Source organism: Sphingomonas sp. ID0503 (genome assembly GCF_048565625.1).
GTDB lineage: Bacteria > Pseudomonadota > Alphaproteobacteria > Sphingomonadales > Sphingomonadaceae > JBLZUR01.
On record NZ_JBLZUR010000002.1, the window covers coordinates 488621 to 510038 of the forward strand.

Consider the following 21418-nt stretch of genomic DNA (forward strand, 5'->3'; position numbering starts at 1 on the left):
AGCGGAGGGGGCTCCGGGATCTCCGGCACTGACCGACGAGCCTGTCGGCAGGCCGCATCAGGAGATCCAACATGGCCTATCGCAAGGGACAAAGCGGCGGATTGTCGCCCGCTACCCGTATCACCCAGGAAATCATCGCTCGTCTCGAAGCCGGGACCAAGCCGTGGATCAAGCCGTGGCGCGGCGTGCCGGTATCGCGGCCGTTGCGGGCTTGCGGCGTTCCATACCGCGGCATGAATGTGTTCTGGCTCTGGATGGTCGCCGACATGTGCGGCTACGGCTCACCGTTCTGGATGACCTACAACCAGGCAAAGGAGCTTGGGGCGCAGGTGCGCAAGGGCGAAAAGTCGACCATCGCCATCTTCTACAAGAGCTACACCAAGGAGGTCGAAGCCCCCGACACCGGGGAAAGGGCCGACGAACATCGCCGCGTGCTGAAGGCCTATCCGGTCTTCAACGCCGATCAGGTCGATGGTCTTCCCGAACGGTTCCATCCCGCCGCAACGCTGGAGGTTGTAGAGCCGGAAGGCCGCCAGGCCGAACTCGACACTTTCTTCGCGAGCATTCCGGCAGTGCTGCGTCACCAGGGCGATGAAGCCTATTATGAGCCGGTGGCCGATCGCGTGACGATGCCGCCCGCGCATCTCTTCTCCGGGTTCGATCACTATTATGCGACCCTTGCGCACGAGCTGTCGCATTGGACCGGCCACGCCAGCCGCCTGGACCGCGATCTCAAGAACCGTTTCGGCTCGGCCGCCTATGCCGCCGAGGAGCTCGTCGCCGAGCTATCGAGCGCCATGATCGGGGCCGAGCTTGGTCTTCCGGTTGCCCATCTCGATAGCCACGCGAGCTACATCGAGCACTGGCTCACGCTCCTTAAACAAGATGATCGCGCCATCCTCACCGCCGCCGCCAAAGCCGAGGAAGCTTCAAGCCTTCTGCTCAAGCTCGGTGGGCGGATCACTGCCGATGACAGCGACGAAGCGTCTCGCGACGCCGCGCTTGCCGCCTGAAGGAGGATGTCATGGGCCGATCGGTCAGCTATCCCAGCGGGGCAATCGTCGCATTCACGGTGCTCAATGTCGAGAACGATGACGACTGGGAATTCGAATATGAGTGGCTTCGCGAGGACCTGCGCGAGCGGGCAGGCAAAGCCTTTCCTTCCTTGGTCGCACACGACGGCTGGCGAGGCCGTGAGGACCGCGTTCTCATGCGCAATGCCTATGCCGATTTCGGAGTGTCCGTATACGGTGGCCTCGTCGCGGTGTGGATCGCCGAACGAGACGATGGCGCCTATTGGGACGCCGATTGGCGCACGGCCAGGTCTCCCCGGGCGCAGCGCTGGCTGTCCCAGATCGCCGCCCGCTTCGACGCCCTGTTCGGCGATTATGATTGCCTCGGGCACATGTCGAACGGTGAGGGCGTCTATGCAAAGCGGGTAAGCTGAGCGCGAAAGTCGCAGGTCGTGCTGAGCTCGCTGGCTTTGTCCCTTCTGGCGAACCTGTCTCGACGCCCATGGCCTGTAGCCATGCGAGAGAGGCCCTGGGCCAGCCGTCAGTCTCCGCAACCCGGCTTGCGCAGGCCCGTGTTGGCCCGGCCCTTTGGGCCATGGGCCTGCCCGCGCCAGCCTGCCCAAGCGGGTTTCCCCTGTCGGGTGCGGATCCTGCCTCAAGCTGGCCCTGACGGGCTCTCGCCGGCGCAGCCATGAGCGGGTGCGTCAGCCTCACGCCAGTCAGGAGGACAACACCCATGCACGCATCATTTACCGACCAACTCGCCGGGCTCGATCTTTCCGGCTTCTCGATCGGACCTGCCCCCGTTTCCACCAACGATTTCCCGGTTCGCGAAGCTGTCGTCCAGACCCTTGAAGCGATCTGGTCCGATCTTTTTGCCATGGTTTCCGGGACTGCGCTCGAGGCCGACGCCGAGGACCTCGGCTGGGCCTTCGTCAACATCTTCCACCGTTCCGCGACCCGCAAATCGGCTACCGTGGACCGCGCAACCGACGAAGTCCGCGCGCTCATTGCCACAGCCGATGGATCCGAGATTCACACGCACGAACTCGAGACCCAGGTCGAGCGTGCGCAATGCGCCGAAGGGGCCATGCTCGCCCTTGAGGAAATGCGCGAAGTGGCGGCCACTCTCTATCTCAACGAATTCGGCTCGTCCTGGAAACCCGTATCGAGTTCGCGCTTCAATCACAGCGTTATGCTCACTTCCGCGCTCGTCGAAGGCCGTGACTTCGTCCGTGCCCGTTCCGAAGCCAAACGCCGCGCCGCAATGCCCGAAGGCACGCCTGTTATCTTTGCCGGTGGCCGCACGCGCCATCCCAGCGAGCAGGACGCACTCACATTTGCCAACAATGTCTGGGCGACCCTGGACAAGGTGCATGACCGGGTTCCCGACATGGTTCTCGTCCACGGTGGCGATACCAAGGGCGTCGACCGCCTGGCATCGTCGTGGGCCGAACGGCGCAGCGTCCCGCAAATCAGCTTCTCACTCGACATGCGGCTCGGAGCCCGTGCCGGCTTTAAGCGCAACGAGCGGATGCTCTCGCTCGACCCGCGCTATGTCGTTGCCTTCCCTGGCAATGGCGTCCTCGAACGCCTGGTGATCGAGGCCAAGGCCCGGCGGATCACGGTCGTCGATCGCCGCGGTCCGCTCGGCACCAGCCCCAAGGCGCATCTCCCTTCGCCCGGTTGATGGCCGATCGGCCTTTGCGCCAGCGCCGGATTGGCGCTGGCGTTGCCGGGACAGAGGAGAGGCGTGCGCCTGCGTGGATGGAGGCAGGCGGATGGTCCGTCCGACCCCATCACTGGAGGAACTTCCCATGGTCGATATGTCCCAGGCGCTGGCTGATTTCGAGCGGGCCCGCGCCGAAAGCCGTGTGCGCGTCACCACCAAAATCGATCGGCTGAAGCACGCCGTGCTCGCGCCTTTGCGCGAGCTTGGCATTACCTCGGTCGAAATCGCCTTCGACGGCTACGGCGACAGTGGCGCAGTCGAACGCATCTTCTCTTATGATGCCGAAAACCAGGAATCCGAACTCCCCGAGGAGGCGGTGGTTTTGCTTGAAGGCGACGGTACGGCCCGAGAAACATCACTGCGCAGCGCGCTCGAAGAGCTCACCTATGCCGCGCTCGAACTCCACCATCCCGGCTGGGAAAACAATGACGGTGCGGGCGGCGCACTCGAAATCGACGTGGCGCAGGGCAGTTTCATGCTCGACTGCAAGCTTCGCTACACCGCCTACGATGACCATTACGACGAGCTGTGAGGAGGAGGCGATGGCGCATTGCTATTTTCACGCCCTCTCTTCGGTCCGGAAATGGGGCGGAGTGGTCGAGGACTATCTCCCGCTCCATCAATGGTTCGACCAGTCAAAGGCGATCCTGGCGGATCCCCGGCATCGCGCGCTGCGGCACCATGCCGAGGGTATATTCATGCTCGAAACGCTGTTCGGTGCGGCCATCGTCAATGCCGATGGGCGACCCGTTCCGGTGCGCCTTGTGGGCGAGCAGCACGTCCGCGAGGACCTGGGCTCGATCCCCTCCTTTGCCGATTGGGCACGCCTCATTACGCCGCAGGCCTGGATGCTGCGAGGGCACCGTCTGGACGAGGCCGTTGCGGCGGCGAAAGACCATGCTGCTCCTGGCGCTGCGCTGTCGGCCGGGGGCTTGCCAGCAGCGGGCGGGGCGGTCCGTCTCGAAATCTGAGGCTGACCCCCTGGTGGATTCGCTGGAGCAGTGCGACCCGGCCGATCGGAACACGAACGAGGGCAGGGCACATCTGCTCAAGGCATCGGGCGCAACCCGGCTTCCATGCAAACCTGTCCCTGAAGCAACCCCCGTCGAGACGCGCAACCCGGATCGGGTCCGGCCGAGTTGCCGGGCTACGCCCGGCTGCCCGCACCACCCGAACCAGTTCCGGGTTCCCCTCCGGTGCGCTTCGCCGTGGGCCGCTTCTGCTCGGGTTTGCAGCCGGGATGGACCCGGATGCTCGATCAGGAGAAGACCCATGACCAATCTCGTTATCCTCGTCGGCCGCATCGCTCGCGACCCCGAAACCCGCACCACGCAAGGTGGAACCAGCATCACCTCGATCTCGGTCGTCACCGACCGGCCCGCCCGCAAGGACGGCAAGACCTACAAGGACGAAAACGGCTACACCGCCAAGGAAAGCGAATTCCACCGCGTCACCTGCTTCAACGGCCTCGGCGAGAACGTCGCCAAGTACTGCACCAAGGGCCAGCTCGTGACGGTCGAAGGGCGCATCCACTACACGCAGTGGGAAGATCAGAGCGGCACCAAGCGCTACGGCTGCGAGATCATCGCCGACAAGGTGGACTTCCTCACCAAGGGTCGCACATCGAGCAACGACGGTGCGCCCGACATCGACGAGGACTGAGCGACCGTCCCCTATGAAAAGGCCCCGGTGGCACGCGCCGTCGGGGCCTTTTCTTTTGCTTCCCGGCGTGGGCGGCGGGGCGGGGCATCGAGCCCGCGCCCACCGCCAGAGAGTGTTCAGGCGGGGGAGAGCCGCTTGAGAGCGTCCTCGATCCCGATTGCGAGCGATGCGCGGATAAGCTGCTTAAGCTCTGCCGGTTCGATCGTCTCGGCGCCGCATTCGACGAGAACCTTGCCCAATTCGCCGGCCGCTTCGTCGCGGAGCCTGGCTTCCTGGGCATCGAGTTCGTCGCGCTGCTCGCGCAGCTTTTTGAGCGCGTTTCGTGCGCTCGGTTTGGACCTGGCCATGTGATGTTCCTTTCGCTGGCCGTTGGTCCCCTCCGCAAGCGATAATGGCAGCTCACCCGCATGTAGGAAAACGGTTTTTGGCGCGAATGGCGGCGCTTCCACCAAGCGTTGGAGAGGTCTCTCTCGCAGAAAGACCAAGTGTGATGCGGGCTTTGGGGCCGCGTCAAGGACGATGGGGCCCCACCATTTTTGCCGGGCAAGCCCGGAAAAAATCGTTTCCCCCATCGCCGCTTCGCGGCCGCGTTCCGCGGTCCCTGACCCGGCCCGTCACCCGCCTCTCGCAGCTCCTGATGCGACGCATCGAACATCAGGAGGAAAGATCATGTACGCTTCATCGAATATCGCGCAGGGCACGTTCCAGGCAGACCAGGCGGCATTCGTTGCCGCGCTCGACAAGGCGCACGCCAGGTCCTTTCACAGCTACTTCACGCAATTTGTTCTGACCGACGATGAGGCTGGCTATATCGCGGTCGACGAGGGCGATTACGGGGCGCTGCCCAAGGCCATGTTGGACAGGGTCATCAACACCGTGCCGGGTAAGCTCAACGATGAGTTCTGAAACCGCCGTAAGGAGGAAGTCCGTTCAGGGCTTCCTCCTTTCTTTTTGCTCGGCTCCCGATTCTTGGTGACCCGGATGATGCTGGTCGAGCGCGCCAAACGGCGTCAGTCGTCGACGCTTGGGGCGTCGAACTCCTCAAGGCGGTCGGGCATGTCGAGCACCTTCATGGCCGCTGCGGAAATCGCCTCCGCTTTCGTCGGGAAGGCCTCTGCCGAGCTGATCGAAACGCCGTTCGAATAGGTCACCGTCGCCTGGAAACCGTTGCCCTTGCGCGTCGCGCTCAGCGTCACGTTCGTCATCGCCATGCTCCCGGATGGGGGTGCCCACGATGCTCTTATGCCCGGGGCGTTCACGCTTGGCCTATAGCAGAAACCGCGCTCCAGCGGCACTGTCCTTGCTCCACCAGATGGGAACTTCAAGACCGCCGATCCTGTTCAGGGCAAGGCACTGGAACCCACCTTTGAAGCTGGGGACAGGGGAGCACACCGTACGCGACAAATCGCATTCGGAGGGAGGTTAAAAGGCACGGAAAATCAGTTAGTTGAGGGTATTCTTGCGAAATGGCAGCTTCTCAATCAGAAATGAATGGGCCTGCATCTGCCAATCATATTCGAATGAACAGGGCTCGAAACGGCGCAATTCCGCGCTCCACTATGTTCTTGACATGTTCTCGTTTCTGATTTAGACAAGCCAGGCCTTTCGCAGTGCGTTCCGGGCTCCTGACCACAAGGAGTCCGTGCATGACACGGCCAAAATCTCTCCAGGTTCATGTTTCCCTCGACCTCGCCGAGCGGGTTCGCGCTGCCGCCAGGCGGCGGGATATCAGCGTCAGCGAATGGATCAGATCGCTCCTGTCGCGGGCCTGCGATGACGACGATCTCGCCTCCAGGCTCGAGACTTCGATGGAGCGCGTCAGCCGTCAATCCGTCTTTGTGATGGTCGGCGTCGATGCGCTTCTCGCCGGGCATGCCGACCATGGCCTGCGTGAGCGAGCCCATCAGGCCTATGCCCGCAAATGCAAGGAGCTGGGACTCTCCGCCAACGCTGGTGAGGGAGGCCAGGCATGAAACGCAACCTCGTCAATTTCACGCGCGGCAGCCAGCTTCTCGGGCATTTCAGCTTCATGTTTGCAGCTGGTCTGAAGGGACCGCTGATCATTGCTGCTCTGGGCATCTCAGGTGCGAGTTGGTGGACCATCTCGTCGGGCCTGACCGATCACGAGGTCTACCTCGTCTGGATGCGGATCTACGCTGCCATCTACGGCTTCATGGAGTTCGATTCCACCAAGCAGGTCGCAGTTGAAACGGCTTTCGGCGGGACCGTCCAGCTCCCCATCATCATGCTCGATGCCTACCCGCCAGTGGTGCGCGCCTCGGACCATCTGATCGATTTACTGGGCCATGCCCTTATGCGATCGGCGCTGCTCCTCGTCCCGGCTTTTATACTCTTCTACTGGTTCGCGGCGCGGTTCGGCAGCCGCTCCAAGGAACGCAAGCACGAGCGCGGGGCCATGCTCGTCACGCTTCCCGAACTGGTCGAGGAATTGCGCGGCCACAACCAGCGCGAGCGAGCCCGCGAGCTGTCCACCGCCATGGGTTGGAAATGGCGTCTGTGCTCACCCAGGGAGATCGCTGCGGCATTCCCCTATCGCCCCTCGCATCTCGCAACCGTCGTCTATCCCTGGCGGCTCGAGCAGAGCCATGCCATGCTCATCGGTACGACCGGTATGGGCAAGACGGTCGCCATCTCGGACATGATTGCCGAAGCCCGGGCCAAGGGACAGCGCTGCGTCGTTTTCGATCTGACCGGCGCCTTCATCGAGCATTTCTACCAAGGGGACCGGGACATCATCCTGAACCCGCTCGATGCGCGATGCCCCCAATGGAGCCTCTTCGACGAATGCCGCGCCGAAGGTGATTTCTGGGCCGCAGCCGAAGCCCTCGTACCCCATGACGGGGGCGGGGAAGCGCAGTTCTGGGTCATCGCGGCGCGTGCGCTCTTCGTCGAATTCTGCCTCAAGCTCGTCGCAGAGGGCAGGGGCACGAACGAGGCGCTCGCCCGCGAACTGATGACCGCGGACCTGTCCCGGGTTCACGCCATGATGCGCGGAACGATCGCCGATCCGCTGACCGCTCCCGAAGCCGCCCGCATGGCGGAATCGATCCGCGCGGTGTTCAACGTCAACGCCAAGGCGCTGAAACTCCTGCCCACCTCAGGAAAACGCTTCTCGGTTCGTGAGTGGATCGAGGAAGGCACGCATGATGGGACGGGCAAAGGCTCGATGGTGTTCATATCCGCGCGCTATGTGGACATGAGCGTCTGCGCACAGTTGCTCACGCTCTGGCTCGATACGGCGATGAACACGCTGATGACCACGCCGCGCACGCAGGATCTCAAATTCTGGTTCTTTCTCGACGAACTGGGGGCACTGCATCGCCTCCCCGCGCTCGAGAAGGGCCTGCAGACCGCGCGCAATTTCGGCGGTGCGATCGTCACCGGCATTCACGCCTATGCCAAGCTCAAGGAGGTCTATGGCGAGAACATGGCGATGACGCTGTCATCGCTCGCCCGGACCAAGCTCATCCTGGGAACGGCGGACCGCGACACGGCGACCTGGTGTTCGGACTTTATCGGCCACCGTCAGGTCCGCGACATGGAAGAAGGGTATACCTACGGCTACAACAACGCTCGCGATGCGGTCAGCCTGACGCCGCGCAAGCACATCGAGCCGCTGCTCCTGCCCGACCAGTTGATGAACCTTCCCAAGCTTACCGGGTACGTCAAGTTTCCCGATGGCTTCCCGGCGGCGCCTGTCAGGCTGAAGCCGGTGAACCGGGTGAAAGTCGCCGAAACCTTCATTGGGCGGGCCAAGGACCGGCCTGCGATCATACGGCAAAACGACAAAGGCGAGGAAAGTGCTGGTGCCGGCCATCCGCCGGCGACACCGAGCGATCATCCATCCTCGAACGATGACGGCGCAGGCAAGCCCGTGGTTCCCAAACAGGGTAGATTGCCGCTCGAACCGGAACCGGCGAGCGATGCAATAGAGCCGCCGCAGCCGCCCGCAAAGCACGCCCGCAATCAGGGCTTGAGCAGCACCGAAAAGGTGGCAGGTAAGCCGCGGCGTTCAGCGAAACCGGCCCCGGAGCAACGCGAGGCCGGGGAGCGAAATGCCCGGCCGACGCCGCCCAAGGGCCTCGCCTTGCGCAAGGGTGCGGCACCCGAGGAAAGCGATCCAGCCAAAGATGGGAAGGATGGCCGCCGTAGCGACGCGCCGCGGGCGGAGCCGCCGCCCGACAAGCAGCACACCGCCGATCAGACCACGCAACGGCAGCGTGATACCGATGCACGCAAGCTGATGATCGACGACGGCGTTCCCGAGCAGGAGCAACCATCCCGCGACGAGCCGGATCTGGGCGATTTTGAACCCTGATGCTGGTGGCAGACGCAGTTTGGCGAGGTGACAAGCCATGCTCTCTGTAGCCAATGTCCGCACCGCCCGCGGCGCTGCCAACTATTTTGCAGCCGACAATTACTACACCCGCGCCGATGCCGAACGCTCCGGCCAATGGCTGGGGAAGGGCGCCGAAAAGCTCGGGCTGCTTGGGTCCATCGAAGCCTCGCAGTTCGAGGCTGTGCTCAAGGGATTGCTGCCGGACGGAAGCCGTGTCGGCACCGACAACCGGGGGCATCGCGCGGGCACCGACCTGACGTTTTCGATGCCCAAGAGCTGGTCGATCCTTGCATTGGTCGGAGGGGACCGGCGCATCCTCGATGCCTATGGCGCAGCGGTCAGGGAGACGCTGGCATGGGCCGAGAAGAATCTCGCCGAGACCCGCATGGAGGTCAAAGGCAAGGAGCGGGTCGCCCAGACCGGCAATCTTGTGATCGGGCTCTTCCAGCACGACACGAACCGCAACCAGGAGCCCAATGCGCATGTTCACGCCGTAGTCGCCAACGTGACCCAGGGGCCCGATGGCAAATGGCGTGCGCTCAGGAACGACAAGCTCTGGGAGCACAATACCCTCTTGAATGCCATGACCATGGCGCGCTTCCGCTTGGGCGTAGAAAAGCTTGGCTACCAGGTCGGCGAGTACGGCAAGCACGGCAATTTCGAAGCGGTCGGCGTGCCGAAGGCGGTTCGCGATGCCTTCAGTTCGCGCCGCGCGGAAATCCTCGACAAGCTCTCGTCGATGGAAAGCAAGGGGCTGGCGGCCCGCAATGCGGCGAACCTCATGACGCGGGCGAACAAGGGGCCGGTGGAGGATCGCGGGGCCCTTCTGAACCGGTGGCGCGAGGAAGCAGCGCGACACGACTTCGACCCCGCGATCGTGATCGCGCAGGCCAATGCGCGCACCGTCAATGACATCGGCTCCGTCTCGGGGATCGGCAACTCGGTTCGCGTTATCGCGCAGCGCGGGCGCCTCTTTGCCGCAGCCATCGCCGAACGGCTGGGCCTGCGCGAGGGGGACCCGCTCGTGCCTCTCAATATGGGCAATCGCACCCCGGAGCAGATCGCGGCACTCCATGCGGTTGCGTCCGCCGTCCGGCACCTCGGGGAGCGCGAGGCGGCGTTCTCGCGAACCGAGATCTATCGCGCTGCGCTTGGCTTCGCCTTGCCGACGTCGCTTGCCGACATCGAGCGCCGCGTCGATCAACTGCTGCGCCAGGGCCATCTGCAAAGAGGCAAGGGCGCGGACCGCGATCTTGTCACGACCCGCGATGCCATCGGGCTTGAGCAGCGCATCATTGCCGCCGTCGAAAGCGGGCGAGGACTTGGCGCTGCGATCGTCTCTGCCGAAGTTGCCGGGGAACGTCTCCAGGCGCTTTCCCAGCTCAAATATGGCCTGAGCTTGAACCCCGGTCAGGAAGGGGCAGGGCGGTTGCTCCTCGCCTCGCACAACCGGATCGTCGCCATTCAGGGCGTGGCGGGCGCGGGCAAGAGCACCGTCCTCAAACCTGTCGCCGACATCTTGCGGGAGGAAGGCAAGGCCGTGCTCGGGCTCGCGGTCCAGAACACGCTCGTACAGATGCTCGAGCGCGAAACCGGCATTCCCTCGATGACCGTTGCACGTTTCCTGCGCCAGCATCAGGGCCTGCTCGAGGGTGCCGATCGGGCACGGTTGGCCGAAGCGCGCGCCTCGATGCGCGGCACCATCGTGCTGCTCGACGAGGCATCGATGGTCGGCAACGCCGACAAGGAAAAGCTCGTGCGCCTTGCCAATCTGCTCCAGCTCGACCGCTTCGCCAGCATCGGCGACAGGAAGCAATTGGGCGCGGTCGATGCCGGCAAGCCTTTCGACGTCATGCAGAAGGCCGGGGTCGAGACGGCCGTCATGAACATCAATCTGCGCGCCCGTGGAAAGGCGCTGCGCGACGCTCAGCACGCGGCCCAGGGCGGTCATATCGACGGGGCGCTGCGGCATCTGGGGAGCCATGTCGTGGAGGCGGGCAACCAGGCTGCCGTCGAGGCGGCGGCAGCCTGGCTTTCCTTGTCGCCCGGCGAACGCGAGACGACCGCGATCTATGCCTCGGGCCGTGCGCTGCGCGGCGAGGTCAACGAGGCTGTCCAGACCGGGCTCAAGGCCAATGGCGAGCTGGGGCCCGGCTCTCTCAAGCTGGCTGTGCTGTCGCGCGTCAATCTCACGCGCGAGGAACTGCGTTATGCGCGCAGCTATGCTGCCGGAATGGTGCTGGAAGTAGGCCGGCGGCAGAGAGGGCAGGGGCTGAACAAAGGCCGCTACGAGGTGGTCGATACCGACCCTGCCCGCGAACGCGTGACATTGCGGAACGAGCGGGGGCGGCACTTCGAGTTCCGGCCGGGTCAATTGCGCCCGCAGGGGGAACAGGAGGCGTTACGCCTGTTCGAGGTTCGGCCTCTCGAGATTCACGACGGCGATCGGATTCGCTGGACCGCAACCGATCACAAGCGCGGCCTGCTGAACGCCGACCAGGCCCGCATCGTGGCGATCGACGGGAAGGGCGTGACGGTGAAGACCTCGCTCGGCGCCGAACACCGCCTGGCGCAGGGTGAGCCCATGCTCGAGCGTCTCGACCTCGCCTATGCGCTCAATGCGCATATGGCGCAGGGGCTGACCTCCGATCGCGGAATTGCTGTCATGGACAGCCGCGAGCGCAATCTCGCCAACCAGCAGACATTCCTCGTCACCGTTACCCGGTTGCGCGATGGCCTGACCCTGTTCGTCGATAATCCCGGCAAGCTTGAAGCCGCGGTTGAGCGCAATTCCGGCATGAAACGATCGGCGCTCGAGACGGTGAACCTGCTGCGCGATGCCGCGGCTTCGGGCCTGGCCAACGGCAGAACGCCGGAACCGATGCGCGAACCTCCCGAACTCGATCGCTCGATCACCAAGCCGTTCGAAATCGGCATCTAGCCGGCTTTGGTCCGCAGCTGTCCACAGGGAACCGATTGACTGTTAGTTCTTCATTTGTTCTCATATGCGATATGTCCCGAATCACCGACGATATCCTCCTGACCCATCTCGAAGTCGCGCTTGCCGTCGCGCCGGAGGCGATGCTTGTCAGGCTCAGCGCCGACGACCCGCGAGCCCAGCGCAATGCCCGCTTCGATCTGGCGCGCCATCTGGTCGAGCGGATGCAGGGGTTCGCGATCGAATGCGAGGCAAATGGGAACATGAGCGTTCAGCCCTGCCTCTTTCCGGGCGATCTGCGCCGATGGGATGACATCCATGGGCCGATTGGCGGGCAAGCGTGATTGCTTTGGCGTCCCGCTATTGCAGGGGCGTGTCGCTATCCTTGCCCATCAGTCCGGCAATGCGTTGGGCGATGGCCTGCCATGTCGCGATGCCTGCCTCGTCCCCCACTAGCGCCAGCGTGCCGATCTGTTCGGCGACATGGAGCGGGGCCTTCTCGCCATGGGTTTTCAGGACCTGGTTGGCGCAGGCCCAAAGTTCCCATTCGCTCAGCATCAGCCGAAATATCCGGCAAGGCCGGCGAGGGTGGTGATCAGGCCGTACGCAACGAACGCGCCGACGAGGAGATATTCGAGGTTGAATTTCGACCGGCGGGGCCGGGACTGTCCCGCTGGCCAGATCTGGTCGCAGACAAGTCCATTGAACCCGGCGCGCCGCCCGACGACTTCGACCTGGCAGCCGATCAGGCCGCGGGTGGAGCGCCGCGCCTCCAGTTCCCACACGCCTCCGTCCCCGGTGCGAAGAAGCAGGAAGAGGCCGGAAGGCCCCTCTTCGAGACGGCCCATAAGGTGCAGGTCGGCGCTCAACGGCACACCGGTCCCTTCCAGTAGCTGTAGGCGCTTGCAATCGTAGCGGCGTCTGCTCGCAAACAGCCGGTTTTTCTGCTCACGCTCTCTGCCACTGGCAGGTGGCATCCTGCTCGAATTATCTGCCAATGTGCTCGCCATCATCCGGCGCTGCTTGCAAACGGGGCGTCGTGCTCACGCTTCCTGCCAATGGGTTCTCTAAACCCGTCGCCGGCAGCCGCTTTTGCGAAGAAGGTTTTCAGAACAGTTTTGACAAGCAGCAGGCCGCAGAAATGCGTTGCGGTCATGGCCCGCCGGCAAGGTCGTCAGAAAGGAAGGTTTTCGCGAACAGCGGACGACGCATAGAACGCGCACAGATATACGTTTATGACCGAACCAGTCGAACTGCGCTGGCCTCGATCGTCCCGTTTGGGATCGAGTTTCGGGAATGCCGGACGCTTCCCAAAATCCGTCTCTATTGCAGCCCACATTCCCCAAGTAAATCGCTGATTTTGCTGTCAGGATCTCAATATTTCCGATATAAATCATGGTGTTGATGGCCGTGAGGGGCGCGTTTGATAGATCACCCAGAGGGTGCGGGTTCGAAGCGGGCAGATCGGGTCGAGTTCGACCGCCGGGTGCATGTGGAGTTCCGAGGTGCGCAGCTCAGTTCCGACGGCGGCCTGCTGGTGATGCGCGAGCTGGATGACGCGCTCGGGCTGTCCGATCTGGCGGCAAAAGCATTGCGCGACACCCGGCGCGGCAAGAACACGGTCCACCGGCTTGACGGGTTGTTCCGGCAATCGGTGTTCGGGCGACTGGCCGGATACGAGGATGTGAACGACGCCGACCGCCTGGCCCTCGATCCGGTGATGCGCCAGGTCGTGGGTGGAAGGGCTGTCGATGCGCAAGCGGCCTCGGCCTCGCAGATGGGACGGTTCGAGACCGAGACACTGGCACAGCCCGAGAACCGTGCCGCGCTGGCCGACCTGAATGGCCAATGGATCGACCGGTTCCATGACCGTAACGGGCTGAAGTACATCGTTCTGGACATGGACAGTTCGGTCAGCCCCACCCATGGCGATCAGGAGGGCGCGGCCTGGAACGGGCATTTCGACTGCACCTGCTATCACCCGAACTTTTTGTTCAACCAGTTCGGCATGCTGGAGCGCTGCGCCTTGCGCCATGGCAACGTCCACAGCGCCGATGGCTGGCGGGACGTTCTCGACCCCGTCATCGCCCGCTACGCGGAGCGCGACCTTTGCGGCCGGTTCTTCCGGGCTGACGCCGCCTACGCGATCCCCGCGATCTATGAGCGGCTGGAAGAAGCCCGATTCTTCTACGCCATCCGGCTGCCTGCGAACAACGTCCTGCGCGAGAAGATCGCGCATCGGCTGACGCGCCCTGTCGGGCGACCTTCGCTGACCAAGGTCAAGCGCTTCTACGAAGACTTCGAGTATCAGGCGGCATCCTGGGACAAGGAACGCCGGGTGATCGCCAAGATCGAATGGCATCCGGGCGAACTGTTCCCGCGTGTCGGCTTCATCGTCACCAACCTGCCGATGGAGCCCGACTGGGTGGTGCGGTTCTATAACCAGCGCGGCACCGCCGAGCAGCACATCAAGGAAGGTAAATATGCCTTCCACTGGACGCGGCTGTCATGCCGGAAGTTCCGCGACAATGAGGTGCGACTGCAACTGCATGCGCTGGCCTACAACCTGGCCATCTTCTTGCGCTGCATCGAGTTGCCCGAGACGATGGCCGACTGGTCGTTGACCAGCCTGCAACTGAAGCTGATCAAGATCGGGGCACGTGTCGTCCGCCATGCCCGCGCCATCACCTTCCAGCTGGCCGAGGTGGCCGTCACCGGTCCGATGGTCCGCGCCATCCTCGCCGCCATCCGCCGATTGCGAGCGCCTCCGCTATGCGCATGACCGCCATCCACGCCCAAACTGAACGAAAACGGCAGGATGGGTCTGTCCGCTGCGCTGAAAAACACCGCCACCAGGGCACAACACGGCGGCTTCGCGGGCCGATCTGCCCTGTCTCAGCGCCTTGCGCGCCCGACGACGCCGCTCGGGACGGAAAATGATTGTCCTGCGGTCGGATTCAGGCTAAACTCACGTCAGACGGCATGCCACTTGGGGAATGTATGCTAAGTGGAGCACCACTAGGGAGCGTAGCGTAAATGGCCGTTCGCCTGGGCCCGCCGAGTCAGCTCGGTGAAACTTCCACGTGGAAGTCGCCAATGTGCCACGGCGTCATTGCTGCCTTTTTGCTCGCCCGATCCCCATCGTGGAAGTCGCTGCGGAGGCCGACGCCATGGTGACGGTGTTCGGCATTCTGAATCTCACCGAGGACTCCTTCTTCGATGAGAGCCGGCGGCTAGACCCCGCCGGCGCTGTCACCGCGGCGATCGAAATGCTGCGAGTCGGAGCAGACGTCGTGGATGTCGGACCGGCCGCCAGCCATCCGGACGCGAGGCCTGTATCGCCGGCCGATGAGATCAGACGTATTGCGCCGCTCTTAGACGCCCTGTCCGATCAGATGCACCGTGTTTCAATCGACAGCTTCCAACCGGAAACCCAGCGCTATGCGCTCAAGCGCGGCGTGGGCTACCTGAACGATATCCAAGGATTTCCTGACCCTGCGCTCTATCCCGATATTGCTGAGGCGGACTGCAGGCTGGTGGTTATGCACTCAGCGCAGCGGGATGGCATCGCCACCCGCACCGGTCACCTTCGACCCGAAGACGCGCTCGACGAGATTGTGCGGTTCTTCGAGGCGCGGGTTTCCGCCTTGCGACGGAGCGGGGTCGCTGCCGACCGGCTCATCCTCGATCCGGGGATGGGATTTTTCTTGAGCCCCGCACCGGAAACATCGCTGCACGTGCTGTCGAACCTTCAAAAGCTGAAGTCGGCGTTGGGGCTTCCGCTATTGGTCTCGGTGTCGCGGAAATCCTTCTTGGGCGCCACCGTTGGCCTTCCTGTAAAGGATCTGGGTCCAGCGAGCCTTGCGGCGGAACTTCACGCGATCGGCAATGGCGCTGACTACGTCCGCACCCACGCGCCTGGAGATCTGCGAAGCGCAATCACCATCTCGGAAACCCTCGCGAAATTTCGCAGTCGCGACGCCAGAGACCGAGGGTTAGATCATGCCTAGCATTCACCTTCCGGCCGCCCGCTAGCGGACCCTGGTCAGGTTCCGCGAAGGTGGGCGCAGACATGCTGGGCTCGTCAGGATCAAACTGCACTATGAGGCGGCGGTTCATACCGCGCCAGGGGAGCGAATGGACAGCGAGGAGCCTCCGAACGTTCGGGTCGCCTGCTCGGGTGATATCGATGCAGAAGTGAGAAAGTGAAGCCCTCAAGCCTAGGTGTCAGAACCGTTCGGTTGTGACACTTAAAACATTACCGGCTTCGGTGCGGATAGAGCTATGGGATGGCAGGCCCAAACCGATTTAGAGGCACCTTGAGAAACGCCGTGCCGCAAGCCTCCGCGTCGGGCAACCGGCCTCCCCGGATGTTGACCTGAAGTGCGGCAAGCATCAGGTCGGGAAGCGGCAGCGAAGCGTCGCGCTTCTCGCGGGTCGCCACGAACTCCGCCTCGTCGATGCCATCGCGCACATGGATGTTGTCACGCCGCTGATCGGCGACGGTCGAGCGGCCGATTACGTCGCGACCGTCCTTGCCATAGTCATGCCCGACATAGGTCGCGGTTTCGGGTGAGAGGTCGAGGATTGCGCGGATCGAACGCCAAAGTTCATGCGCGTCACCGCCGGGGAAATCCGCCCGGCTCGTGCCACTGTCGGGCACCATCAGCGTATCGTGAACAAACGCCGCGTCACCCACGACATAGGTAATCGAGGCGAGCGTGTGGCCGGGCGACGGCATGACGTGCGCGTCGAGCGAACCAATCCTGAACCGTTCGCCATCGGCGAACAGCCGATCCCACTGGCTGCCATCGACGGGCAGGTCGGGCAGGCAGTAGATATCCTGCCAGAGCTTCTGCACTTCCACGACCTTGGCGCCGATCGCGGTTTTGCCACCCGTCTTTTCAGCAAGGTACGGAGCAGCGGAGAAGTGATCGGCGTGGGGATGGGTATCGAGTACCCATTCCACTGTAAGACGCTTCGCGCGGACATATTCGAGGATCATATCGGCATTGTCGGTTGCGGTCGCACCGGCACGGGGATCGAAGTCGAGGACTGGATCGATGATCGCGGCGGCCTTCGTGGCTTCGTCGACCACGACATACTGGAAGCTGCCGGTGCGCTCGTCATGGAGCGACGCAATCGTCATGCCTTTGTGATTATACTCGATCATGTTTCGTATCCTCTCGCATCGTCAGCTTTCTTCCCGGGCACGCGCGAACAGCCGTTCAAAGTCGCTGGTATCGATCGCGCCCATCACCAGCATGCGTCCGGCAAGATAACCCGGGGTGCCGGCCAGTCCGATCGAATAGGCTTCCTGTCCGTTCGCCCGCAGGCGTGCCGCGACAGCGTCCGCGTGGGCGGCAAGCCAGGTCGTCGTGCGCAGCCAATCGCCGCCAGCGCGCATCACGACGTCCCGTAGCATGTCGTCGTCGATCGTGCGGCTGTCCGTCATCAACGCACGGTGGACGGCCGGGTAAACTCCCTGTTCGGCGCACGCGAGCGCCACGCTTGCGGCACGTTCGGATGGCGGACCGAAGATGGGCCAGTCCTTGTAGATGATCTGCACCTTGCCGTCGCGTTGTACAGCCTCTTCCAAGGCGGGAAATCCATGACGGCAGGCTGGGCAACGATAGTCGGTGAACACGGCAAGCCGAAGCGTAGCATCGGCAGGTCCGTCCTCGGGCGAGCCGTTACCGGCAAGGATCAGGTCAGCGGTCGGCCCGACGTCGCGCCCGATCGGGGCGGTATGCCGCAGCACCTGTCCGACTGCCCAACCACCCACGACCACCGCGCCCAAGCCGGCAAGCTGTCTCCGATTGAGCGGCCCAGGCATGATCAGCGCGCCGCAGATTTTTTGCGCGCTTCGGCGACGAGACGACGCAACGTCGGGAGATCGACAGCACCGGCGACGACCTGCGAGCCGACGATCAGCGCCGGCGTCCCGTTGAAACCGATCGCTTGGGCGATGCCATCGGTGCGCGTGAGCAGCGCGTCGATTTCGGCGCCGCGCGATTTCAGATCCCGTTGCAGACGGGGCCAGTCGACCCTGGCTTTGGCAGCCGCTGCCTTGACGCCCGCGCTGTCGAGCCGCGCCGGCGAGGTCATCAGCGCCTCGTGAAAGGCGGCATGCCTGCCCTGCCATTGGCTCGCGACGGCTGCGCGCGACGCCTCACGTGAAGCAGGTCCGAAGATCGGCCAATCCCGGTACACGACCCGTACCCTCGGGTCAGAGCGAAGCAGGGCGTTCAGCACCGGCTCCATGCGACGGCAATAGGGGCAGTTGTAGTCGAAGAACTCGACCACCGTGACGTCATAGGTCTTGCCGGCGCGCTTGGGTGCCACGGGATCGTCGACGACGGCCTTGCGCGACAGATCGGGCTGCTGCGCGATAACCGGGGAGATCGGCGCGGCGAAGGCAAGCGCAGCCAGGAGGCCCCCCGACAACAGGTTGCGACGGTTCATCGGTGTTTCCTTGCTAATTCGATTCCATCGACGAGGGCGGCGCGTGACAATTCACCGAGCTGGAGCTGTACGATTGTGCCGTCGCCCGCGACGAAGGCCGTTGCGGGATACCCCGCCACCTTCAGGGCTTGGGAAAGGCCACGATCGGTGTCGAGCGCGACATGGCGCGCTCCGATATTTTCACGGCCGAGAAAACCGCTGACGATCGCTTGCGCCTCGCCCTGATCGGCAAGAAGGATCGGGACCTCGCCAGGGCGCGATGCAACCGCATCGAGCATCGGCAGCTCACGCCGGCACGGGCCGCACCATGTCGCCCACAGGTTGACTACGAACGGCTGGCCACGGAAACGATCGAGTGGAAGCGGCGCGCCGGACAGGGTCGTCAGGTTGAGATGATAGGGGAACGGGCCGTAGGTCACGGGAGGGATCAGCGCCTGAAGCAAGAACCAGAGGCCACCCGCAACAGCCAACGCTCCCCAGCCTGCCGCCAGCGCGCTTGAGCGACCAAGCCGGATCGCCAGCATCGCCGCTGCGCCGAGAAGCCCTGCAAGGGGGGAAAAGCCGCCCTGCCACATGGCAAGGATGGACAGCGGAGCGTCGACGTAGCTCGACCAATGCGCTGCAACGTAACCGATCCGCGCCGTAACCAGTCCAGCGACGATGGCGCTGGTGGAGACCGTCGACACGCGAGGGATGTGAAGCCGACCGGCCAGCGTCGTTAGACCAAGGAACACGACGATACACAGCACGGCAAGCCCGCGATCGACGGCCAGCATCAGCGGCCCGATGGTAATCGCACCCCCCATCAAAGAAACGCGGCCGCGCTTTTCCAGAGCATGTAGGTCGCCACCACGAAGATCAGGACGGCGAAGACCGTGGTGAGCGTGCCGCCCGAGCCGAGGCGCTTCGCGATGCGCGTGCCGATCAGGCCGCCGACAACCCCACCGGCGATGAACACGAAAGCGAGCGGCCAGTCTACCAGACCGGAAAACGCGTAGTTGGCGGCCGTCGTCAGCCCGAACGCGGTGACGGCGATCAAGGACGTGCCGACAGCGTTCAAAATCGGCATGCCCGTCGACCCGATCAGGCCGGGGACGATCAGAAAGCCCCCGCCGATGCCGAAGAAGCCCGAGAACAGACCGGTGCCAAGGCCGTAGCCCAGCACCTTCGGCGCCTTTTCCCGGTTGCACTCCGCCCCCGGGCTGCCCGTGTCACCGCGCCCGCGCAGCATCAGGACGCCGACGACGACCATGACCAGCGCGAACAGGAACAGGAGCTTGCCGCCATCGACGGCCTTGCCCGCGGTGGAGCCGAACAGGGCGCCGATGACGCCGGCGGTCGCATACATGCCGCCACAGCGCCATTTGACGTTATGCGCCTTGGCATGACCGATCAGGCCGGTTGCAGCGTTAGCGGCCACCGCGAACGCGCTCGTGCCGATGGCGAGGTGGGCGTTGGGCACGCGCACCAGATAGACCATGAGCGGCACGGCGAGGATCGAGCCGCCCCCGCCGACAAGCCCGAGGGTAAAGCCCACCAGGCTGCCGGACAGCGCGCCCAACAGATACTGGAGCGGTTCGAGGGTCATGCCGCTTTGCCGATCTCATGCGGGGCCGCCATCCACTCATGGCCTTTCAGCATGGCCTGCCAATAGATCGGGGGCAGCATCCGCTCCTTCAGGAACCAGGCAGCTCGCGTCGGGCGCGTGCCGTTCAGGAGCCACGACGGAAAGCTGGGTAGCAGTTTCCCACCATAGCCGAACTCGGCGAGGACGATCTTGCCACGCTCGACCGTGAGCGGGCACGATCCATAGCCGTCATAGTCGACAATAGGTGGCTTGCCATCGAGTGCGGCGAGCGCGTTGACCGCCACCACGGGTGCCTGCTTGCGGGCTGCCGCAGCCGTCTTCGCATTACTGGTGCCAGCGGCATCACCCAGGCCGAAAACATTGTCGTACCGCTTATGGCGCAGCGTCGCTTCATCGACCTCAACGAAGCCGTTTGCCGCCGCGAGCGGACTTTTGGCGACGACATCATGCGAAACCTGAGGCGGCACGACATGGAGCATGTCGAACTCGCGTTCGACCCGCTCGCTGACGCCGTCCCGCTTGCGCTCGAAGGTGGCAATACGCCGATCGGCGTCGACCGCGACGAGGTTGGATTCGAGCCTAAGGTCGATCCCATACTTCTCGACATATTCCATCAGCGCAGGGACGTAGGTCGCGACGCCGAATAGCGCCGCACCGGCGTTGTGAAATTCGACGTCGATCGCGGGGAGCACACCGTGATCGCGCCAGATGTCGCAGGACAGGTACATCGCCTTTTGAGGCGCGCCGGCGCACTTGATCGGCATCGGCGGTTGCGAGAACAGCGCGCGTCCCCGCTGCAATTCCTGGACAAGCCGGTAGGTGTAAGGTGCCAGATCGTAGCGGTAATTGGACGTGACGCCGTTGCGGCCCAACGCCTCGGGAAGCCCCGCGATCTTATCCCACGCCAAACGCAGGCCGGGAGCGACGATCAGGACACGGTAGGCGATCGTATCCCCGTCTCCCAGGGTGATCGCCTGACGCTCGGGGTCGATGGTGATCGCAGGCAGCCGGATCCATTCAACGCCCTTGGGCATGACATCGGCTTCGGCCTTGCGGGTCTGCTCGGACGTGAAGACGCCCGCCCCGACCATCGTCCAACCCGGCTGATAATAATGGTCCCGGGCCGCATCGACGACAGCGATTGACACCTTGGCGTTGCGCTTCAGGATGCTGGCGGCTGTTGCGATGCCCGCGGCTCCGCCTCCGATGATGACGATGTCGTAGGTCATTTGCCGGCCCCTTCGGAACGACGGGCCAGCGCCGGCTTCAGATCGGCGAGATCGTACCCGGCTGCCTTGGCCTGACCGATGATCGTTTCTGGATCGGCATGATCCGCCTCCGCCAATGCCCAAAGGGTAGCCGCCCGCATGCCGCTTCGGCAGAAGCCGAGCGTCGGTCCCGGCAGCGCAGTCAGCGCTTCCTTCATCCGGTCCGCATCGGCATCGGTCGCCTTGCCCGGCACGATCGGGACATGGGCGAACGCAAGGCCGTGTTCTTCGGCGATCCGGGCCATCTCGTGTGCGCTCGGCTGTCCCTGCTCCTCGCCATCGAGCCGGCTCGAAACGATCGAGCGAAACCCCGCCTGTGCGGCGGCAGCGACATCATCCCGGGTGAGCTGGGGAGCAGCCGAGAAGGACGGTGTGATCCTCTTGAAGGCCAT

Annotated in this window: 25 protein-coding genes, 1 pseudogene and 1 riboswitch; of the genes and pseudogenes, 14 read left to right on the forward strand and 12 right to left on the reverse strand. The window is 63.8% G+C overall.

Annotation, left to right across the window (positions count from 1 at the left end; genetic code table 11):
• The first annotated feature begins 71 nt into the window (after positions 1-71).
• The 6 genes from ACM608_RS03370 to ACM608_RS03395 all read left to right on the forward strand — a co-directional run bounded on the left by ACM608_RS03370 (position 72) and on the right by ACM608_RS03395 (position 4407).
• A complete protein-coding gene (locus tag ACM608_RS03370) occupies positions 72-1013 on the forward strand; it encodes an ArdC family protein (protein ID WP_141459503.1) in 942 nt (313 codons plus the stop codon).
• An 11-nt stretch (positions 1014-1024) separates the two neighbouring features.
• Positions 1025-1447: a hypothetical protein gene (locus ACM608_RS03375; RefSeq protein WP_066703946.1), complete on the forward strand. Its 423-nt coding sequence runs from the start codon at positions 1025-1027 to the stop codon at positions 1445-1447.
• 302 nt (positions 1448-1749) lie between these two features.
• A complete protein-coding gene (locus ACM608_RS03380; RefSeq protein ID WP_141461853.1) occupies positions 1750-2703 on the forward strand; it encodes a DUF2493 domain-containing protein in 954 nt (317 codons plus the stop codon).
• A 127-nt stretch (positions 2704-2830) separates the two neighbouring features.
• The gene (locus ACM608_RS03385) at positions 2831-3277 is read left to right on the forward strand and encodes a DUF6878 family protein (RefSeq protein ID WP_141459501.1); all 447 of its coding nucleotides are present in this window, start codon (positions 2831-2833) and stop codon (positions 3275-3277) included.
• A gap of 10 nt (positions 3278-3287) precedes the next feature.
• Positions 3288-3716, forward strand: coding sequence for a DUF6915 family protein (locus tag ACM608_RS03390; RefSeq protein ID WP_141461851.1), 429 nt, complete (start codon positions 3288-3290; stop codon positions 3714-3716).
• Positions 3717-4017: 301 nt separating this feature from the next.
• Entirely contained in the window at positions 4018-4407 is a 390-nt protein-coding gene (locus tag ACM608_RS03395) for a single-stranded DNA-binding protein (protein ID WP_066703960.1), read from the forward strand.
• 116 nt (positions 4408-4523) lie between these two features.
• Here ACM608_RS03395 and ACM608_RS03400 read toward each other — a convergent pair whose 3' ends face one another.
• The gene (locus ACM608_RS03400; RefSeq protein WP_419681869.1) at positions 4524-4856 is read right to left on the reverse strand and encodes a DUF6437 family protein; all 333 of its coding nucleotides are present in this window, start codon (positions 4854-4856) and stop codon (positions 4524-4526) included.
• 220 nt (positions 4857-5076) lie between these two features.
• On the opposite strand from ACM608_RS03400, the gene ACM608_RS03405 reads away from it, so the two are divergent.
• A complete protein-coding gene (locus ACM608_RS03405) occupies positions 5077-5313 on the forward strand; it encodes a hypothetical protein (protein ID WP_419681871.1) in 237 nt (78 codons plus the stop codon).
• Positions 5314-5417: 104 nt separating this feature from the next.
• Here ACM608_RS03405 and ACM608_RS03410 read toward each other — a convergent pair whose 3' ends face one another.
• The gene (locus ACM608_RS03410) at positions 5418-5612 is read right to left on the reverse strand and encodes a hypothetical protein (RefSeq protein ID WP_066703980.1); all 195 of its coding nucleotides are present in this window, start codon (positions 5610-5612) and stop codon (positions 5418-5420) included.
• A 441-nt stretch (positions 5613-6053) separates the two neighbouring features.
• Between ACM608_RS03410 and ACM608_RS03415 the strand changes: the two genes are divergently transcribed.
• From ACM608_RS03415 to ACM608_RS03430, 4 genes are all read left to right on the forward strand, one after another.
• A complete protein-coding gene (locus tag ACM608_RS03415; RefSeq protein ID WP_141459498.1) occupies positions 6054-6380 on the forward strand; it encodes a ribbon-helix-helix protein, CopG family in 327 nt (108 codons plus the stop codon).
• Positions 6377-8746, forward strand: a complete 2370-nt coding sequence (locus ACM608_RS03420) for a type IV secretion system DNA-binding domain-containing protein (protein WP_141459496.1) — start codon at positions 6377-6379, stop codon at positions 8744-8746. The genes ACM608_RS03415 and ACM608_RS03420 overlap by 4 nt, the downstream gene beginning before the upstream one ends.
• Before the next feature lie 37 nt (positions 8747-8783).
• Complete coding sequence (gene mobF / locus ACM608_RS03425; protein WP_141459494.1) at positions 8784-11708, forward strand: MobF family relaxase; 2925 nt, start codon at positions 8784-8786, stop codon at positions 11706-11708.
• 71 nt (positions 11709-11779) lie between these two features.
• A complete protein-coding gene (locus ACM608_RS03430; RefSeq protein WP_141459492.1) occupies positions 11780-12049 on the forward strand; it encodes a hypothetical protein in 270 nt (89 codons plus the stop codon).
• 16 nt (positions 12050-12065) lie between these two features.
• Here ACM608_RS03430 and ACM608_RS03435 read toward each other — a convergent pair whose 3' ends face one another.
• From ACM608_RS03435 to ACM608_RS03445, 3 genes are all read right to left on the reverse strand, one after another.
• Positions 12066-12263, reverse strand: a complete 198-nt coding sequence (locus ACM608_RS03435) for a DUF6961 family protein (protein ID WP_141459490.1) — start codon at positions 12261-12263, stop codon at positions 12066-12068.
• The gene (locus tag ACM608_RS03440) at positions 12263-12553 is read right to left on the reverse strand and encodes a DUF5818 domain-containing protein (protein ID WP_419681875.1); all 291 of its coding nucleotides are present in this window, start codon (positions 12551-12553) and stop codon (positions 12263-12265) included. Before ACM608_RS03440 ends, ACM608_RS03435 begins: the two co-directional genes overlap by 1 nt.
• A 161-nt stretch (positions 12554-12714) precedes the next feature.
• Positions 12715-12861, reverse strand: coding sequence for a hypothetical protein (locus tag ACM608_RS03445; RefSeq protein ID WP_181443429.1), 147 nt, complete (start codon positions 12859-12861; stop codon positions 12715-12717).
• A 270-nt stretch (positions 12862-13131) separates the two neighbouring features.
• Between ACM608_RS03445 and ACM608_RS03450 the strand changes: the two genes are divergently transcribed.
• From ACM608_RS03450 to sul1, 3 genes and pseudogenes are all read left to right on the forward strand, one after another.
• Entirely contained in the window at positions 13132-14487 is a 1356-nt protein-coding gene (locus ACM608_RS03450; protein WP_003168745.1) for an IS1380-like element ISKpn23 family transposase, read from the forward strand.
• Positions 14488-14679: 192 nt separating this feature from the next.
• Positions 14680-14766, forward strand: a riboswitch (ZMP/ZTP riboswitch).
• A gap of 47 nt (positions 14767-14813) precedes the next feature.
• Positions 14814-14882, forward strand: a pseudogene (locus tag ACM608_RS03455) (QacE family quaternary ammonium compound efflux SMR transporter); the annotation flags it as partial.
• Entirely contained in the window at positions 14876-15715 is an 840-nt protein-coding gene (gene sul1 / locus ACM608_RS03460; RefSeq protein ID WP_032072921.1) for a sulfonamide-resistant dihydropteroate synthase Sul1, read from the forward strand. The pseudogene ACM608_RS03455 and the gene sul1, both read left to right, overlap by 7 nt.
• 272 nt (positions 15716-15987) lie before the next feature.
• Here the strand turns inward: sul1 and ACM608_RS03465 are convergent, their stop codons facing one another.
• Genes ACM608_RS03465 through ACM608_RS03495 form a run of 7 tightly spaced genes read right to left on the reverse strand, consistent with a single transcriptional unit; the run spans position 15988 to position 21418 of the window.
• A complete protein-coding gene (locus ACM608_RS03465; RefSeq protein WP_066706259.1) occupies positions 15988-16878 on the reverse strand; it encodes an MBL fold metallo-hydrolase in 891 nt (296 codons plus the stop codon).
• 21 nt (positions 16879-16899) lie between these two features.
• Positions 16900-17496: a DsbA family protein gene (locus tag ACM608_RS03470; RefSeq protein WP_234036267.1), complete on the reverse strand. Its 597-nt coding sequence runs from the start codon at positions 17494-17496 to the stop codon at positions 16900-16902.
• Between the two features lie 47 nt (positions 17497-17543).
• The gene (locus tag ACM608_RS03475; protein ID WP_066706255.1) at positions 17544-18170 is read right to left on the reverse strand and encodes a DsbA family protein; all 627 of its coding nucleotides are present in this window, start codon (positions 18168-18170) and stop codon (positions 17544-17546) included.
• Entirely contained in the window at positions 18167-18976 is an 810-nt protein-coding gene (locus tag ACM608_RS03480; RefSeq protein WP_066706253.1) for a TlpA family protein disulfide reductase, read from the reverse strand. Before ACM608_RS03480 ends, ACM608_RS03475 begins: the two co-directional genes overlap by 4 nt.
• A complete protein-coding gene (locus tag ACM608_RS03485; protein ID WP_066706250.1) occupies positions 18976-19758 on the reverse strand; it encodes a sulfite exporter TauE/SafE family protein in 783 nt (260 codons plus the stop codon). Before ACM608_RS03485 ends, ACM608_RS03480 begins: the two co-directional genes overlap by 1 nt.
• Positions 19755-20987 carry an NAD(P)/FAD-dependent oxidoreductase gene (locus ACM608_RS03490; protein WP_066706247.1) on the reverse strand — a complete coding sequence of 411 codons (1233 nt, stop codon included), beginning with the start codon at positions 20985-20987 and terminating at the stop codon, positions 19755-19757. Before ACM608_RS03490 ends, ACM608_RS03485 begins: the two co-directional genes overlap by 4 nt.
• Complete coding sequence (locus ACM608_RS03495) at positions 20984-21418, reverse strand: TIGR01244 family sulfur transferase (RefSeq protein WP_141459488.1); 435 nt, start codon at positions 21416-21418, stop codon at positions 20984-20986. The genes ACM608_RS03490 and ACM608_RS03495 overlap by 4 nt, the downstream gene beginning before the upstream one ends.